20 protein-coding genes and 1 pseudogene are annotated in these 16704 nt (G+C 66.7%); all 21 read left to right on the top strand.

Translation table 11 applies throughout. From position 1 onward, the window contains the following. Nucleotides 1-227: 227 nt before the first annotated feature. On the top strand, nt 228-1034 hold the full coding sequence (locus EL249_RS00770; RefSeq protein WP_040532148.1) for an ABC transporter ATP-binding protein: 807 nt from the start codon (nt 228-230) through the stop codon (nt 1032-1034). Further along, the gene (mlaE, locus tag EL249_RS00765) at nt 1031-1813 is read left to right on the top strand and encodes a lipid asymmetry maintenance ABC transporter permease subunit MlaE (RefSeq protein ID WP_005674983.1); all 783 of its coding nucleotides are present in this window, start codon (nt 1031-1033) and stop codon (nt 1811-1813) included. Before EL249_RS00770 ends, mlaE begins: the two co-directional genes overlap by 4 nt. Before the next feature lie 25 nt (nt 1814-1838). Further along, nucleotides 1839-2324, top strand: a complete 486-nt coding sequence (gene mlaD, locus EL249_RS00760; protein WP_040530234.1) for an outer membrane lipid asymmetry maintenance protein MlaD — start codon at nt 1839-1841, stop codon at nt 2322-2324. Further along, on the top strand, nt 2321-3484 hold the full coding sequence (locus EL249_RS00755; RefSeq protein ID WP_005674985.1) for an MlaA family lipoprotein: 1164 nt from the start codon (nt 2321-2323) through the stop codon (nt 3482-3484). Before mlaD ends, EL249_RS00755 begins: the two co-directional genes overlap by 4 nt. 162 nt (nt 3485-3646) lie before the next feature. Continuing rightward, nucleotides 3647-4261, top strand: coding sequence for an MlaC/ttg2D family ABC transporter substrate-binding protein (locus tag EL249_RS00750; RefSeq protein ID WP_005674986.1), 615 nt, complete (start codon nt 3647-3649; stop codon nt 4259-4261). A 7-nt stretch (nt 4262-4268) separates the two neighbouring features. Continuing rightward, on the top strand, nt 4269-4667 hold the full coding sequence (locus EL249_RS00745) for an STAS domain-containing protein (protein ID WP_005674987.1): 399 nt from the start codon (nt 4269-4271) through the stop codon (nt 4665-4667). An 83-nt stretch (nt 4668-4750) separates the two neighbouring features. Further along, nucleotides 4751-5653, top strand: coding sequence for an ABC transporter ATP-binding protein (locus EL249_RS00740; RefSeq protein ID WP_040530236.1), 903 nt, complete (start codon nt 4751-4753; stop codon nt 5651-5653). Further along, nucleotides 5653-6408 (top strand): ABC transporter permease, encoded by a 756-nt coding sequence (locus EL249_RS00735; protein WP_005674991.1) that lies wholly within the window; start codon nt 5653-5655, stop codon nt 6406-6408. The genes EL249_RS00740 and EL249_RS00735 overlap by 1 nt, the downstream gene beginning before the upstream one ends. A gap of 222 nt (nt 6409-6630) precedes the next feature. Further along, complete coding sequence (locus tag EL249_RS00730; RefSeq protein ID WP_005674993.1) at nt 6631-6876, top strand: BolA family protein; 246 nt, start codon at nt 6631-6633, stop codon at nt 6874-6876. Between the two features lie 13 nt (nt 6877-6889). Beyond that, nucleotides 6890-8158, top strand: coding sequence for a UDP-N-acetylglucosamine 1-carboxyvinyltransferase (murA, locus tag EL249_RS00725; RefSeq protein WP_005674994.1), 1269 nt, complete (start codon nt 6890-6892; stop codon nt 8156-8158). A 166-nt stretch (nt 8159-8324) separates the two neighbouring features. Continuing rightward, nucleotides 8325-8981, top strand: coding sequence for an ATP phosphoribosyltransferase (gene hisG, locus EL249_RS00720; RefSeq protein ID WP_005674995.1), 657 nt, complete (start codon nt 8325-8327; stop codon nt 8979-8981). Further along, nucleotides 8978-10288 (top strand): annotated as a pseudogene (gene hisD, locus EL249_RS13430) (histidinol dehydrogenase); the annotation flags it as partial. The gene hisG and the pseudogene hisD, both read left to right, overlap by 4 nt. Nucleotides 10289-10297: 9 nt before the next feature. Continuing rightward, complete coding sequence (gene hisC / locus EL249_RS13425; protein ID WP_269471751.1) at nt 10298-11629, top strand: histidinol-phosphate transaminase; 1332 nt, start codon at nt 10298-10300, stop codon at nt 11627-11629. Then, entirely contained in the window at nt 11626-12255 is a 630-nt protein-coding gene (gene hisB / locus EL249_RS00710; protein WP_005674997.1) for an imidazoleglycerol-phosphate dehydratase HisB, read from the top strand. Before hisC ends, hisB begins: the two co-directional genes overlap by 4 nt. Next, on the top strand, nt 12255-12923 hold the full coding sequence (gene hisH / locus EL249_RS00705) for an imidazole glycerol phosphate synthase subunit HisH (protein WP_005674998.1): 669 nt from the start codon (nt 12255-12257) through the stop codon (nt 12921-12923). Before hisB ends, hisH begins: the two co-directional genes overlap by 1 nt. A 20-nt stretch (nt 12924-12943) precedes the next feature. Then, entirely contained in the window at nt 12944-13678 is a 735-nt protein-coding gene (gene hisA / locus EL249_RS00700; protein WP_005674999.1) for a 1-(5-phosphoribosyl)-5-[(5-phosphoribosylamino)methylideneamino]imidazole-4-carboxamide isomerase, read from the top strand. Next, a complete protein-coding gene (gene hisF / locus EL249_RS00695) occupies nt 13668-14468 on the top strand; it encodes an imidazole glycerol phosphate synthase subunit HisF (protein WP_005675000.1) in 801 nt (266 codons plus the stop codon). Before hisA ends, hisF begins: the two co-directional genes overlap by 11 nt. A 3-nt stretch (nt 14469-14471) precedes the next feature. Next, entirely contained in the window at nt 14472-15041 is a 570-nt protein-coding gene (gene hisI, locus EL249_RS00690; protein WP_005675001.1) for a phosphoribosyl-AMP cyclohydrolase, read from the top strand. A gap of 255 nt (nt 15042-15296) precedes the next feature. Continuing rightward, complete coding sequence (locus EL249_RS00685) at nt 15297-15653, top strand: phosphoribosyl-ATP diphosphatase (protein WP_005675003.1); 357 nt, start codon at nt 15297-15299, stop codon at nt 15651-15653. A gap of 273 nt (nt 15654-15926) precedes the next feature. Continuing rightward, nucleotides 15927-16280: a histidine triad nucleotide-binding protein gene (locus EL249_RS00680; RefSeq protein WP_050781988.1), complete on the top strand. Its 354-nt coding sequence runs from the start codon at nt 15927-15929 to the stop codon at nt 16278-16280. A gap of 135 nt (nt 16281-16415) precedes the next feature. Further along, nucleotides 16416-16670, top strand: a complete 255-nt coding sequence (gene tatA, locus EL249_RS00675; protein ID WP_005675006.1) for a Sec-independent protein translocase subunit TatA — start codon at nt 16416-16418, stop codon at nt 16668-16670. Nucleotides 16671-16704: the final 34 nt, after the last annotated feature.

The following is a 16704-nucleotide window of genomic DNA, read 5'->3' as shown; positions in this document are numbered from 1 at the left end:
GGTGTCGCAGGATGGGGCATCTGGGTTATACTGACCCGCCGTTCATTAAGAGCGACGCAGATGCAGGGGGCGGCCCTGTTGCAGGCGGCGCAAATGAGCGCGGGGCGCTCCCCGACAGAGGGGCGATTCAGCATCAATGAATGGCGAATCGGGCGCCCGAATGTGTGTTTTTGCGGTTGGCGGGGTTTTTTCGTGTTAGCTTGCCAGCTGCCTCTTCCCCTGACAGGATTGACTTGGATAAAGATACCCTTCTGTCCATCGAATCGCTGAGCTTTGGCTATACACGCGATCGACTGATCCTGAACGACATCTCGATGTCGTTCAAGCGCGGGTCGGTGGTGGCCCTGATGGGTGGCTCGGGGTCTGGCAAGACCACGGTGCTGCGCCTCATTGGCGCCCAGGAACGCCCGCAGAAAGGCCGCGTCCTGCTCAATGGCGTGGATGTCCACAGCCTGTCCAAGCGGGAGCTCTACCGGATGCGTCGCAACATGGGCATGCTGTTCCAGTTCGGCGCGCTGTTCACCGATCTCAGCATCTTCGACAACGTGGCCTTCCCGCTGCGCGAGCAGACCGATCTGCCCGAATCGATGATCCGCGACCTGGTGCTGATGAAGCTGCACGCCGTGGGTCTGCGTGGTGCGGCGCACCTGATGCCTTCGGAGATTTCTGGCGGCATGGCGCGCCGGGTGGCGCTGGCCCGCTCGGTGGCGCTGGATCCGCCGCTGCTGATGTATGACGAGCCGTTTGCCGGGCTGGATCCGATCTCGCTGGGCACCATTGCCCACCTGATCCGCACGCTGAACGAGGCGCTCAACGCCACCAGCATCCTGGTCACGCACGACGTGCAGGAAACCTTCGAGATCGTCGACTACGCCTATGTGATGAGCCGCGGCCGGATCATTGCCCAGGGCACGCCCGACGAGCTGCGTGCTTCCACCGATCCGCAGGTGGTGCAGTTCCTGAATGGTCGCCGGGACGGCCCCGTGGCCTTCCACTATCCGGCCGGCCCCATCGAGAAGGAGCTCGGACTATGATCGGCATGCTGGCTCGACTGGGGCGCTGGGCACGCCACGTCATCAACGACCTGGGCTTTGCCGGGCGTTTCCTCATGCAGCTGCTGTGGGCATCGCTGCTCTCGCTCAAGCGGCCCCGCCTCATCAGCGAGCAGGTCTACTTCGTGGGCAACCGCTCGCTGTCCATCATCCTCATCTCGGGCCTGTTCGTGGGCTTCGTGCTGGGGCTGCAGGGCTACTACAACCTGGAGCGCTACGGCGCCGAGTCCTCGCTGGGCCTGCTGGTGGCGCTGTCGCTGCTGCGCGAGCTGGGACCGGTGGTATCGGCGCTGCTGTTTGCCGGCCGCGCCTGCACGTCCATCACGGCGGGTATCGGCCTCATGAAGAGCGGCGAGCAGCTCATCGCCATGGAGATGATGGGCGTGGACCCGATGAAACGGGTGCTGGCGCCGCGCTTCATGGCCGTGATGATCGCGCTGCCGCTGCTGGCGCTGCTCTTTTCGGCCGTGGGCATTGTGGGTGCCTGGGTCGTCGGGGTGCAGATGATCGGGGTTGATCCCGGCTCGTTCTGGTCCCAGATGCAGGGCGGTGTCAGTTTCCGGGCGGATGTGCTGAACGGCGTGATCAAGAGCTTCGTGTTCGCGCTGCTCTGCGGTTTCATTGCGCTGGTTGTCGGCCATGAATCCGACGCGACGCCCGAAGGTGTGGCCCGCGCCACCACCACCACCGTGGTGATTTCCTCGCTGGCCGTGCTGGCCAGTGACGTGCTGATGACCGCGCTGATGTTCGGCGGTCTGTGATCCAAGACAGGTTACTTCGATGGCAATGCAACGCAAATCAATGGACGCGCTGGTGGGCTGCTTCGTGCTGGCGGGCATCCTGGCGCTGGTCTTCCTGGCCGTGCGCGCTTCCGATCCCAACTCCACCAACATCCGCGGTGGCTATGAGCTGGAAGCCAACTTCGACAACATCGGTGGTCTGAAGGCCAAGGCGGCCGTGCGCAGCGCCGGCGTGGTGGTCGGCCGCGTGACCGACATCACACTGGATCCGCAGACCTACCAGGCCAAGGTGATCCTGCGCATGGACCCGCGCTATCACTTCCCCAAGGATTCCTCGCTGAAGATCATGACGGCCGGCCTGCTGGGTGAGCAGTACCTGGGCATGGAACCGGGCGCCGACACCGAGGAGCTGGAAGACGGCGGCAAGATCGAGATGACCCAGTCGGCCATCGTGCTGGAGAACCTGATCAGCCAGTTCCTGTATGGCCAGGCCGGCAAGGGCCAGGAGAAAGGGGAAGGGGGTGCGCAATGACGGGTGAGACGCGGCCGGACGGCATGATGGCACCCGTGCATCTGCGGCTGGCCGGCGTGGCGCTGGCGCTGAGCCAGGCAGGCTGCGCATCGGTCTCGGGTACGAACGGTGGCGATGCCGCCGGTACGGGTGCTGCGGCCGGCAAGGACGCGGCGTCTTCGGCTGCCTCGGCATCTGCAGCCACCTCCGCTGCCACCGACGCGGCCACGTCCGCTGCCGGCGATGCGCTGAAGGCGGCGGGTGTGCCGACCGATCTGTCGGTGGACAACGTGACGGGCGGCGTGAAGCTTTCGCACCTGACCACCTATGATCCGAAGGATCCGCTGCAGGCCTACAACCGGGTGATGTTTGCCTTCAACGAGCGGGCCGACCAGTACGCGCTCAAGCCGGTGGCCAAGGCGTACCGCTTCATCACGCCCAAGCCGGTGCAGTTCGTCGTGGGCAACTTCTTCTCGAACCTGGGCGACCTGTGGACGGGCTTCAACAACCTGTTGCAGGGCAAGGGCAAGGCAGCCGCATCCGATACGGCGCGCTTCTTCGTCAACTCCACGCTGGGCTTCCTGGGCTTTGCGGACGTGGCCACCGAGATGGGGCTGGAGAAGCACAACGAGGACTTCGGCCAGACGCTGGGCTGGTGGGGTGTGCCCTCGGGACCGTATTTCGTGATCCCGCTGCTGGGGCCGTCCACCATTCGTGACGCCGCCAGCCGCCCGGTGGATACCTACGGGCAGCCCTACATGTGGCAGGACGGTCACGATGCATTGAAGTGGTCGCTGTGGACGGTGGACAAGGTCCACACCCGCGCCAGCCTGCTGGATGCCGAGGGAGCGCTCAACGATGCGGCGCTGGACAAGTACACGCTGATGCGTGATGGCTGGCTGGCCCGCCGTCGCAACCAGGTGTATGACGGCGATCCGCCGGATGAGGACGATGCGGCCGATCCCTACGGTGATGACCCGTATGCGGACGACCCCTATGCCGACGATCCGACGCAGGATGAATCGGACAGCGGCGCCGCCGATGACGCATCCGCCCAGAGCGCGGCCGACAAGGCGTCTGATGCGGCTTCCGATGTTTCGGACAAGGCGTCTGATGTGGTCGACAAGGTGAAGGAAGTCACGAAGAAGAAGGCTGGCAAGGCAGCCGGCAGCGGCTCCTGAGTGCACCCGGCAAGGCCGGTGACCGTTGATGGACACTGGCTCCGCTCCGACCGGACGGCCCCTTGCCCGTGAGGCGGGCAGGCCGTCGGGGCCGGGGTTTCGATGAACATTGATTGGCGGGGCCATGCAGGTGCCCCCGATCTTTCCAAGAAAGGATTTCTCATGAAACTGAAACTGATTTCGCTGGTCTCGGGCCTGTTCCTGGCGGGTGCGGTCTGGGCGCAGACGGTGCCGAACGACTTCGTGGAGAAACTCTCCAACGAGGTGCTGACCGAGGTGCGCAATGACGCGCAGATGAAGCAGGGTGACATCGGCCGCATTTCGCAGCTGGTGGACCAGAAGCTGATGCCGCACGTCAACTTCGAGCGCATGACGGCACTGACCGTGGGGCGTCCGTGGCGTCAGGCCACTCCGGCCCAGAAGGAAGCCATCATGAAGGAGTTCCGCACGCTGCTGATCCGCACGTATGCGAACGCTTTCGCCACCGTCAAGGACCAGAAGATCCAGATGCGCCCGTTCCGTGGCGAGGCCGACCAGAAGGACGTGGTGGTGCGCAGCCAGGTGGTGCAGCCCGGTGGCGATCCCATCCAGCTGGACTACCGTCTGGAGAAGCACGGCGACGACTGGCGCATCTATGACGTGAACGTGCTGGGCGTGTGGCTGGTGCAGACCTACCGCAACCAGTTCGGTCAGGAAATCTCGGCCGGCGGTCTGGACGGGCTGATCAAGAACCTGGCGGCCAAGAACGCCCAGGTGGCCAAGGGCGCCAAGAGCTGAGCAGACCATGGCTGAAGCAAGCATCGAGGCCGGCAAAGGGAAGGTGCCCGATGGGCCGATGATGGCGGATGTCGGTGACGGCACCACCGCCATCACGCTGCCCGAACGGGTGGACAACAGCAATGTGCTGGCCGTGCTGAAGTCGCTGGAGGCCGAATGCAAGGCACGCCGGCTGACCAAGGAAAGCCGCGTGCTGGTCGATCTGGTTCGGCTGAAGGAATTCGATTCCACCGTGCTGTCGGCGCTGCTGGAAATGGGGCGCTACGCCGGCAAGCCGCTGGCGGTGCACAACCCGCCCACGAAGCTGGTGTCGCTGGCCGAACTGTACGGCGTGGCGGATTTCCTGCTGGACGACCATCCTGAGCTGCGTCGCATGCGTCAGGAAAGGGAAGCGCAGGCGCAGTGACCGCAGCAGGCAGCAGGGCGGTGTCCGGGGCGGAGGGTGCAGCAGACGCAGCCGCCCGGCACGGGATATCGTCCCCATCGGGTGTGGATCCCATCGTCGTCGAGGGCGTGACCAAGCGCTTCGGTGATTTCCGGGCGCTGGACGGCATTGACCTGCGCATCCGTCAGGGCGATTTCTTCGCCCTGCTGGGCCCCAACGGGGCCGGCAAGACCACGCTCATCTCGATCATCGCCGGGCTGGCACATGCCAGCAGCGGTCGCGTGTCGGTGATGGGACACGACGTGGTGAAGGACTACCGGCGTGCCCGCGCCTCGCTGGGCGTGGTGCCGCAGGAGCTGGTATTCGATCCGTTCTTCACCGTGCGCGAGACGCTGAGAATCACGGCGGGCTACTACGGCGTGCGCGGGGCCGATGCCTGGATCGACGAGGTGCTGGAAGGGCTGGGCCTGACCGACAAGGCAGAGTCCAACATGCGGGCGCTGTCGGGCGGCATGAAGCGGCGGGTGATGGTGGCGCAGGCGCTGATCCACCGTCCGCCGGTGATCGTGCTGGACGAGCCCACGGCCGGGGTGGACATTGAGCTGCGCCAGTCGCTGTGGCGCTTCGTGCGCAAGCTCAACCACGATGGCCACACCATCGTGCTGACCACGCATTATCTGGAAGAGGCGCAGGCGCTGTGCAACCGGGTGGCGGTGATGAAGGCCGGGCGCATCGTGGCGATGGACGATACCGAGGCGCTGCTGAAACGCTTTTCGGCCGGGGCGCTGCTGCTGCGGATCTCGGGCGGAACGCTGCCGGCATCCCTGCAGGCACGTCGGCTGCCGCCGCTGCCGGAGGATGATCGCTACCGGCTGTCGCTGGACGATTACGCCGAGATCGGCCCGATCATGGCGGCCATCCAGGCCGAAGGGGGCGTCATTCAGGACATGGAAGTCACCCAGCCCGACCTGGAAGACGTGTTCCTGCGGCTGATGCAGGAGAACTGATGCAAGGCTTCCTGACGCTCTTTCGCAAGGAGCTGATGCGCTTCTGCAAGGTGGGTCTGCAGACCATTGCGGCGCCGATGCTGTCGGCGCTGCTGTATCTGCTGATCTTCTCGCATGCGCTCAGCGGCCATGTGGCCATCTATCCGGGTGTGGCCTACACCAGCTTTCTGGTGCCGGGGCTGGTGATGATGGCACTGATGCAGAACGCTTTCGGCAATTCGTCGTCCTCGCTCATCCAGAGCAAGGTGAGCGGCAATCTGGTGTTCGTGCTGCTGGCGCCGCTCACGCCGCTGGCGATGTATGGCGGCTACGTGCTGTCGGCCATGGTGCGCGGGATCGTGGTGGGCGCCGGCGTGCTGCTGGTGGCGTGCTGCTTCGTGGATGTGCCGATGCGGCATCCGCTGTGGATACTGGTCTTTGCGCTGGGAGCCAGCGGCATTCTGGGCACGCTGGGGCTGGTGGCGGCCATCTGGGCCGAGAAGTTCGACCAGATCGCGTCGTTCCAGAATTTCCTGGTGGTGCCGCTCACCTTCCTGTCGGGCGTGTTCTATTCGGTGCATTCGCTGCCGCCGTTCTGGCAGGTGGCCTCGCACGCCAATCCGTTCTTCTACATGGTGGACGGCTTCCGCTATGCCTTCTTCGGGCAGGCCGACATCGATCCGTGGCTGTCGCTGGGCATCGTGGCGACGGCGTGGCTGCTGCTGGCGCTGCTGGCCATGCGGCTGCTGCATCGCGGATATCACCTGCGTTACTGAACACTCGGTGAACGGGGCAGGGGATTTCGTCGCCCCGGTACAATACGATGTCCTGCAGGCGTCCGGCCTGCGGCATGCGCAGACGGGCTCCCTCGTGAGGGGCGGCGTTTCTGTCCGGCTCATCCGGCGTGCCGTCAACATCCTTTCCTGGTGTGTGCAGACCCCTGACGGGCACCTGGCCGGACGTCCCGCCTGTCCTCATTCCCCTCTGGAGAACCATCCGTGCAATCACCCGAAGTCGTTCAGTCCTACATTGCCGCAGGCATTGCGTGCAGCTTCCTGCAGGTGGAGGGCGATGGCCGCCATTTCGACGCCATCATCGTTTCGGACGCCTTCGAGGGCAAACGCCCGGTGCAGCGTCACCAGCTGGTGTATGGCGTGCTGGGCGACCGCATGAAGGAAGAGATCCACGCGCTGTCCATCAAGGCACTGACGCCGGCCGAATGGCAGGCCCTGCAGGAACTGTGAGCGGCCTGTCGTCATGGACAAGCTGAAGATCCTGGGGGGGCTGCCCCTGGTGGGCGAGGTTCAGGCCGCCGGCGCCAAGAACGCGGCACTGCCCATCCTGTGCGCCAGCCTGCTGACGGCAGACCCGCTGGAACTGTCCAATGTGCCGCAGCTGCAGGACATTGCCACCACCATCCGGCTGCTGAAGCTGCTGGGGGTGAAGACCGAGCGCGACGAGGAGCGTCTGACGCTGCAGGCTGACAGTCTGGTCAGCACCGAGGCGCCCTATGAGCTGGTCAAGACGATGCGCGCGTCCATCCTGGTGCTGGGGCCGCTCTTGGCGCGCTTCGGTGAGGCCCGCGTGTCGCTGCCCGGGGGCTGTGCCATTGGCCAGCGGCCGGTCGATCAGCACATCAAGGGCCTGCAGGCGATGGGCGCACAGATCGAGATCGAGCAGGGCTTCGTGGTGGCGCGTGCCGCACGGCTGAAGGGCGCTCGCATCGTGACCGACATGGTGACGGTGACGGGCACCGAGAACCTGATGATGGCGGCCTGTCTGGCCGAGGGCGAGACCATCCTGGAGAACGCCGCGCGCGAGCCGGAGGTGGTGGACCTGGCCAAGGTGCTGGTGGCCATGGGCGCGCAGATCGAGGGGGCGGGTACCGACCGCCTGGTGATCCGGGGGGTGGAGCGCCTGCACGGCGCCAGCCACCGCATCATGGCCGATCGCATCGAGACCGGCACCTTCCTGTGCGCGGCAGCCGCCTGCGGCGGCGACGTGACGGTGCGCGCCACCGACCCCTGGTCGATGGACGTGACCATCGACCGGCTGCGCGAGACGGGCGCCACGCTGACGTCCGGACCGGACTGGGTGCGGCTGCAGGCAAACGGCCGGCCGCGTGCGGTCAGCGTGCGCACGGCGCCGTATCCGGGCTTTGCCACCGACATGCAGGCGCAGTTCATGGCGCTGGACGCGGTGGCCGAAGGCACGGCCACGGTGGTGGAAACCATCTTCGAGAACCGCTTCATGCACGTGCAGGAGCTGCGACGGCTGGGCGCGAACATCCGCATCGAGGGCAACACCGCCATCGTGCAGGGCGTGCCGGCACTGTCGGGGGCCACGGTCATGGCAACCGACCTGCGGGCCTCGGCCAGTCTGGTGATCGCCGGCCTGGCTGCACGGGGTGAAACCACGGTCGAGCGCATCTACCACCTGGACCGGGGCTATGCGCGGATGGAAGCGCGGCTGCAGGCCCTGGGGGCTCGGATCGAGCGCGTGAGTTCGCGGCCGGCAGGCCAGTAGGACGGGCGCGGGGCGTGGGCGGCATGACGGTCCTGTGGTCCTGTCGCTGCCGTTGGCCGTCCCATGCGTTTCGTGCCCTCTGCCTGCCCCTTCCCGGGTATGTCCCGATGGCCAGGGGGCGGGCGGCTTGCCACACTACGACGTTGATCAAACAGGAAGGAAGAAGATGTTGACGCTGGCCCTGTCCAAGGGACGGATCCTGGAAGACACGGCCGGACTGCTGGCGCAGTGCGGCATTCGCTTGGATTCTTCGGCGGTGGACAGCCGCCAGCTCATCCTGCCCACCGACGATCCGGGCCTGCGCCTGCTGATCGTGCGGGCCAGCGACGTGCCCACCTACGTGCAGCATGGTGCGGCCGATCTGGGCATCGCCGGGCGCGACGTGATGCTGGAGCACGGCGGCGAGGGCGTCTTCCAGCCGGTGGACCTGGGCATTGCCTGCTGCCGGCTGGCCGTGGCCACGCGCCAGGGCTTCGACTACCCCCGGGCGGCCGTGCCCGGCAAGCGCCTGCGGGTGGCCACCAAGTACGTCAACACCACCCGCCGTCACTTCGCCCGCAAGGGCGTGCACGTCGACATCATCAAGCTCTACGGCTCGATGGAGCTGGCTCCGCTGGTGGGGCTGGCCGATGCCATCGTGGACGTGGTGTCCACCGGCAACACGCTGCGCGCCAATGGCCTTGTCGAGGTCGAGAGCATCATGCCCATCTCGGCGCGGCTGATCGTCAACCAGGCGGCGCTGAAGACACAGCAGCGGACGCTGGCCCCGCTGGTGGCGGCGCTGGAGCGCGCGGCACGGGCGACATCGGGAGGACAGGCATGAGCTCGCAGAACCTGATCAACCGGCTGGATACGGCCGAAGCGGATTTCGAGGCGCGTTTCACGCGGCTGCTGCACTGGAGCCCGGAACAGGATCAGGGCATTGAGCAGGCGGTCTCGGCCATTCTGGCGGACGTGCAGGCGCGTGGCGACGAGGCACTGATGGACTACACCCGGCGCTTTGACCGGCTGGAGGTCCGCGAGGCGGCGGGGCTGCGGCTGTCGCAGGCCGAGCTGCAGGCGGCGCTTGACGGGCTGCCGGCGGCCGAGCGCCAGGCGCTGGAGCGGGCGGCCGAGCGCATCCGCCGCTATCACGAGCATCAGCGGACGTCCTCCTGGATGTACACGGAGGCCGATGGCACCCGGTTGGGGCAGCGCGTGCTGCCGCTGGACCGGGTGGGGCTCTACGTGCCCGGTGGCAAGGCGGCCTATCCGTCGTCGGTGCTGATGAATGCCATTCCCGCCCAGGTGGCGGGCGTGAAGGAACTGGTGATGGTGGTGCCCACGCCCGACGGCGTGCGCAACCCGGCCGTGCTGGCCGCGGCCTGTCTGGCCGGCATCCAGGAGGTCTACACCATCGGCGGTGCGCAGGCGGTGGCGGCGCTGGCCCATGGCACCCGCTCCATCCGTCCGGTGGACAAGATCGTCGGCCCCGGCAATGCCTATGTGGCCGAGGCCAAGCGCCGGGTGTTCGGGACCGTCGGCATCGACATGATTGCCGGCCCGTCCGAGATCCTGGTGGTGTCGGATGGTTCGGTGCCGGCCGACTGGGTGGCGGTGGACCTGTTCTCGCAGGCCGAGCACGACGAGATGGCACAGGCCATCCTCATTTCCTCGGACGCTGCCTTCCTGGACGCGGTGGCCGAGGCCATTGCCCGCCTGCTGCCCGGCCAGCCGCGTCGTGCGGTCATCGGCAAGTCGCTGGCGGATCGGGGCGCGCTCATCCATGTGCGTTCGATGCAGGAGGCGGCCGAGCTGGTGAACCGCGTGGCACCCGAGCACCTGGAGCTGGCAGTGCGCGATGTGGATGGGCTGCTGGCCGACATCCGCCATGCGGGCGCGATCTTCATGGGCCGCTGGGGCTGCGAGGCGCTGGGCGACTACTGCGCCGGACCCAGCCACGTGCTGCCCACCATGCGCACGCCACGCTTCTCGTCGCCGCTGGGGGTCTATGACTTCCAGAAGCGCAGCAGCCTGATCGAGCCGTCGGCCACGGGCGCCGACCACCTGGCGAAGGTGGCGGCCACGCTGGCCCGCGCCGAAGGGCTGGAGGCCCACGCGCAGAGTGCCGAGTATCGCTTGGCCACGCCGGGTGGGAAGGTGCCCGGGACGCAGCCGGCGCAGGGTGCCGCTGGTGCCGAGGGCGGGGCCTCAGCGGCCGCGCAGGTGGCTTCGGGCGGAGATGTGGGCTCGGCAGCGGCCGGTACGGTCTCGTCTGCCCAAATTGCAGCCCGGGTTGAACGCCATGTGCGTCCGGACGTGCAGCGCATGGCTGCCTACCACGTGGCCGATGCCACCGACGCCATCAAGCTGGATGCGATGGAGAACCCCTGGCGGCTGCCCGGGGCGCTGCAGGCCGAGCTGGCCCAGCGTCTGGCGGCGCTGGCCATCAACCGCTATCCGTCCGGCAACACCTATACGGCGCTCAAGCAGGCCATCGCCCGGCATGACGTGCTGGACGGCATTGACGGGCTGGTGCTGGGCAACGGTTCGGATGAGCTGATCAGCCTGCTGTGCCAGCTGGTGGCCCAGCCTGGGGCCACGATCATGGCGCCTGCGCCCTCGTTCGTGATGTACGAGATGGGTGCACGGCTGGCCGGCGTTGGTTTCGTGCCGGTGCCGCTGCGGCCCGATTTCAGTCTGGACCGCGAGGCGATGCTGCAGGCCATCGAGACGCACCGTCCGGCGCTGGTCTTCCTGGCCTATCCGAACAACCCCACGGGCAACCTGTTCGATGCGGACGACGTGCGCGCCATCCTGCAAGCCACCGACGGTCTGGTGGTGCTGGACGAGGCCTATGCGCCTTTTGCCGGCGGTGCCAGCTGGCTGTCCCAGCTGCAGGCCTGGCCGAACCTGGCGGTGATGCGCACCTGCTCCAAGTGGGGGCTGGCGGGCGCCCGCATCGGCTATCTGGCCAGTGCGCCGGCCTGGGCCGCGCAGCTCGACAAGATCCGCCCGCCCTACAACATCAGCGTGCTGGATGCCGAGACGGCGTGCTTTGCGTTCCAGCATCACGCGGATTTCGACCAGCAGACCCAGGCGCTCTGCACCGAGCGCCAGACGCTGGTGCAGCGGCTGCAGGCATTGCTGGGTCCGCAGGGGCTGTCGCATGTGTACCCGACGGCGGCCAACTTCGTGCTGGTGCGGCTGGCCGGGGGGCAGGGCGATGGTGCCGGGCCTTCGCGCGCCACCCGCGTGGCCGCCGCCATGCGGGCTGCCGGTGTGCTGATCAAGGACGCCAGCCGGATGCACCCGGCGCTGGCCGAGTGCCTGCGGCTGACCGTGGGCGCCCCTGAAGAGAACGAAGCGATGTTGCAGGCGCTGGCGGCGGCCCTGGACGCCGTGCCGGCAGCCTCGGCTGGGCAGGTCGACGGGGCGAGCCGGACGGCTGACGCGAACGGCCGGGCAAACGCAGAACGGACATCATCATGAGCGACGCATCTTCCATCCCCGCTACGGGCGCAGCCCGCACGGCTGAAGTCACCCGCAACACGCTGGAGACCCGCATCCGCGTCCGGGTGAATCTGGACGGTACCGGCAAGGCTCGGCTGAAGACGGGTGTGCCTTTCTTCGAGCACATGCTGGACCAGATTGCCCGCCACGGGCTGGTGGATCTGGACATCGAGGCCGAGGGCGATACCCACATCGATGACCACCACACGGTGGAGGACGTGGGCATTGCGCTGGGCCAGGCGCTGGCGCAGGCGCTGGGCGACAAGCGCGGCATCCGCCGCTACGGCCATGCCTACGTGCCGCTGGACGAGGCGCTGTCGCGCGTGGTGATCGATTTCTCGGGCCGCCCCGGGCTGGTCTGGGAGGTTCCGTTCACCCGGGCGCTGATCGGGCGCTTTGACGTGGATCTGGCCCGCGAGTTCTTCCAGGGGCTGGTCAACCACGCCAAGATGACGCTGCATGTCGACAACCTGCGTGGCATCAACGCCCATCACCAGTGCGAGACGGTCTTCAAGGCCTTCGGCCGGGCGCTGCGCATGGCGGCGGAACCCGATCCGCGCACGGCGGGTCAGGTGCCTTCCACCAAGGGGAGCCTGGTCGGCTGATGAACACGCAGTCCACGGCGAGCATCGCCATCGTCGATTTCGGGATGGGCAACCTGCATTCGGTGGCGCGGGCGCTGGCCCATGTCAGCCCGAAGACCCGCATCGAGATCACGGCCGATCCGGCCGTCATCCACCGCGCGGCCCGGGTGGTCTTTCCGGGGCAGGGCGCCATGCCCGATGCCATGCGCAGCCTGGCGGCCCGCCCGGGTCTGGCCGAGGCCGTGCGCGAGGCCTGTGGTACCAAGCCCACGCTGGGCATCTGCCTGGGCGAGCAGATGCTGCTGGATGAAAGTGACGAGGGCGCCGACGTGCACGGCGCGCCCACGCCGGGTCTGGGGCTGGTGCCCGGTCGGGTGGTGCGCTTCGATCCTGCGCGGATGAAGGCGGCCGGCAACCTGAAGGTGCCGCACATGGGCTGGAACCGGGTGCATCCCACCCGGCCGCATCCGCTCTGGGAAGGCATCGAGCCGGGGGCCTTCTTCTACTTCGTGCACAGCTTCCATGCCGAGCCGACCGACCCGGCAAACGTGGCGGCCATCAGTGTCTACGGAGAGCCCTTTACCTGTGCCGTGACACAAAATAATATGTTCGCCACCCAGTTTCACCCCGAAAAGAGTGCGGCAAGCGGCCTGCGTCTCTTTCGGAATTTCATCCACTGGCGGCCCTGAGCCGCTCTGCTGTTGCTGCCATGCTGCTGATTCCTGCGATCGATCTGAAGGACGGCCGTTGCGTCCGTCTCAAACAAGGCAAACTCGACGAGGAGACGATCTTTTCCGAAGACCCGGCCGAAGTGGCCCGACGCTGGCGCGACGAGGGCGCCGAGCGCATCCACCTGGTGGACCTGAATGGCGCCTTTGCCGGCAAGCCGCAGAATGCAAGCGTGGTCCGAGCCATCATTGATGCCGTGGGGGCCGAGGTGCCTGTGCAGCTGGGCGGTGGCATCCGCTCGCTGGACACCATCGAGCGCTACCTGGACGTGGGCGTGAGCTACGTGGTGGTCGGTACCGCCGCCGTGAAGAACCCGGGCTTCCTGCATGATGCCTGCACCGCCTTCCCCGGCCAGGTGCTGGTGGGGCTGGACGCGCGTGACGGCAAAGTGGCCACCGACGGCTGGAGCAAGCTTACCCGTCACGACGTGGTGGATCTGGCCCGCAAGTTCGTCGGCTATGGCGTCGAGGGCATCATCTACACCGACATCGGCCGTGACGGCATGCTGAGCGGCGTCAACATCGAGGCCACCCAGCGGCTGGCGCAGGCTGTCAGCGTGCCGGTCTTTGCCTCTGGCGGCGTGACCGACCTGTCCGACATCGACCGGCTGCTGGAGATCGAGGACGACGGTGTGGGTGGCGTCATCCTGGGTCGCTCCATCTACGAGGGCACGCTGGACTTCGGCGCGGCCCTGGAACGGGCCAATGGCAACTGAGTACCGCAGCGAGCTGACCCGACGCGTCATTCCCTGCCTGGACGTGACCGACGGCCGGGTGGTGAAGGGCGTCAACTTCGTGGACCTGCGCGACGCAGGCGACCCGGTGGAGGTGGCGCGCCGCTATGACGCCGAGGGGGCTGACGAGCTGACCTTTCTCGATATCACCGCCTCGTCCGACCAGCGAGACACCATCCTGCACGTCATCGAGGCGGTGGCGCAGCAGGTCTTCATTCCGCTGACGGTGGGCGGCGGCATCCGCAGCGTGGATGACATCCGCCGACTGCTGAACGTCGGCGCCGACAAGGTGTCGGTCAACACGGCCGCCATCCACAATCCGCAGCTGGTGGCCGATGCCGCCCGCTACTACGGATCGCAGTGTCTGGTGGTGGCCATCGACGCCAAGCGCCAGCCCGAAGGCGGCTGGCATGTCTATACCCACGGCGGTCGCAACGACACCGGGCTGGATGCCCTGGAATGGGCGCGCCGCGTGGCCGACCTGGGGGCGGGCGAGATCCTGCTGACCAGCATGGACCGGGACGGCACCCGCATCGGCTTCGATCTGGAGCTGACCCGTGCCGTCTGCGATGCGGTGCCCATTCCCGTCATCGCATCCGGCGGCGTGGGCAACCTGCAGCATCTGGTCGATGGCGTCACCCTGGGGGGCGCCGATGCCGTGCTGGCGGCCAGCATCTTCCATTTTGGCGAGCACACCATTGCCGAGGCCAAGGCCCTGATGGCCAGCCAGGGTGTGCCGGTGCGGCTGGACGCCACCCTGGCGGAGGCCTGACGGATGAGCCATGACGCTGGTCATGTACATGGCCCAACCTGCGGGGGCACCTCGGACGCTGGCTGGCTCGACCGCATCCGCTGGGACGAGAACGGCCTGGTGCCTGCCATCGCGCAGGATGCCACCAGCCATCGCGTGCTGATGATGGCTTGGATGAACCGCGAGGCGCTGGCCGAGACGCTGCGCACCGGCCATGCCGTCTACTGGTCGCGCTCGCGTCAGCGGCTCTGGCGCAAGGGCGAAGAGTCCGGTAACCAGCAGCGGGTCCACGAGATCCGGACCGACTGCGACGCCGACGTGATCCTGCTGTTCATCGATCAGGTGGGCGGCGTGGCCTGCCATACCGGGCGTGAGTCCTGCTTCTTCCGGCGGCTGGAAGGCGGCCGGCTGGGGCAGGGTGCAGCGGCTGCCGAGGCCGGAGCACGTTCGTCACCTGCAGGTGGCGCGGGCGAGGTCATGACTCCGTCGCAGGCGCAGCCGGCGCCTGAGCCGGTCTGGCGCGACGTGGATCCGGTGAAGGTCGAGCCCGAAAAGCTGTACGGCGCGTCTGGGGTGGTGCATTCGCATTCCTGATGCCTGTTGTTCCCGGACGTTGCCATGGCGGATTCCAGGGGGGCCACCTGCGCAGGCCTCCCGCCATGTGTCACCGGCCAGGGTCACCTTCTGCCAGTAGCCAGGCCACGGTCCGGTTCGGCCGATAGTGGGGCAGGCAGGTTTCCGCGCATCAGGATCCGCTGGAACGACTGAATTCATGATTCATGATGACACCTCGGGCTGTCATCAGCAGATTGCAAGGAGTTTCCCTTGGCAGAGAGAGATCAAGCAGGCATGGCAGTACAGGCATCCGCTGTCCCTACGTCGGGCAGTGCCGACATTCTGGCCCGGCTTGCCGAGGTCATCGAATCCCGTCGGGGCGCTGATCCCAGCCGCAGCTACGTGGCCAAGCTACTGGCCGGCGGTGACGATCGCATCCTGAAGAAGGTGGGTGAGGAAGCCACCGAGGTGGTCATCGCCGCCATGCAGGGCGAGAAGGCGCGCATCGTGTCCGAGACGGCCGACCTGTGGTTCCATACGCTGGTGATGCTCGCGCATCATGAATTACGGCCGCAGGACGTGCTGGCCGAGCTGATGCGGCGTGAGGGCTTGTCCGGCATCGACGAGAAGGCGAGCCGCACGGCAGGCTGAAAGCGTCTGTATTCCGCCAAGGCCATGACGCCCGGTGGGATCGTGCATCCTGTCGGGTCGTGTGTCCTGTCGGATCGCGTGCCCGGCTGTCCTACGCTCAGCCCCTGCACTGGTCAGGATGCCTGTCGCCGCTGTTACACTCGGCGTCGTTGCATGCCGTGTCCGGCCGCCCCTTGAATGTGGCGGATGCGCCGTCATGTGAATGAGGTTGCCCCGGGGATGGACGCATCCAGGGCATCCCGCCTTTCGTCATTCTGAATCATGGAGTCTCTCATGAACGATCAAGCCACCGCACCGGCCAAGGCCGATCACGCCGACTGCATCTTCTGCAAGATTGCCGACGGCCAGATCCCGGCTCGCAAGATCCATGAAGACGACAAGGCCGTGGTCTTCCATGACATCAATCCGTCGGCTCCGGTGCACTTCCTCATCATTCCGAAGCAGCACGTCGTCAATCTTTACGATGGTGCCGAGAACCCCGAGCTGCTGGGGCACCTGATGTCGCTGTGTGGCCCCCTGGCGCGTGAGCAAGGTCTGCAGGACGGCTTCAAGGTGCAGATCAACAACGGGCGGAAGGGTGGACAGGAGGTGTATCATCTGCACATTCATGTCCTGGGCAGCAAGTAAAAGTCACTGAACGGCTGCCCTGGCGGCCTGCCCCTTGCCAGGGGCCGGATGCCCACGGCACGCCTCATCCTCCCGGCGTCGCAGCATCGGGCTTCCGTCCTGCCGCCTCCTTTCCCTCTTCAGGAGTCAAAACCCATGGGTACCATGAGTATCTGGCACTGGCTGATCGTGCTGATCATCGTCATGCTGCTGTTCGGCACCAAGAAGATCAAGAACATCGGCACCGACCTGGGCGCCGCCATCAAGGGTTTCAAGGAAGGCGTGCGTGAAGGCACGGCCGAGACCCCGGCCGCGGGCAACCCGCCTGCTGCCAATCCGCCGGGCGTCACCAACAGCACGGCGCAGGCTGACCCCAATACCATCGATGTCGAGGCAAAGACCAAGAGCTGAGCCGATCGTGCGCATGGCCCTTGTCCGTTCCACA

Origin of the sequence: Lautropia mirabilis, from assembly GCF_900637555.1 — a bacterium.
GTDB lineage: Bacteria > Pseudomonadota > Gammaproteobacteria > Burkholderiales > Burkholderiaceae_E > Lautropia > Lautropia mirabilis.
The sequence above is the reverse complement of the archived record's forward strand: the minus strand, read 5'-3'. Positions and strand labels throughout refer to the sequence as shown.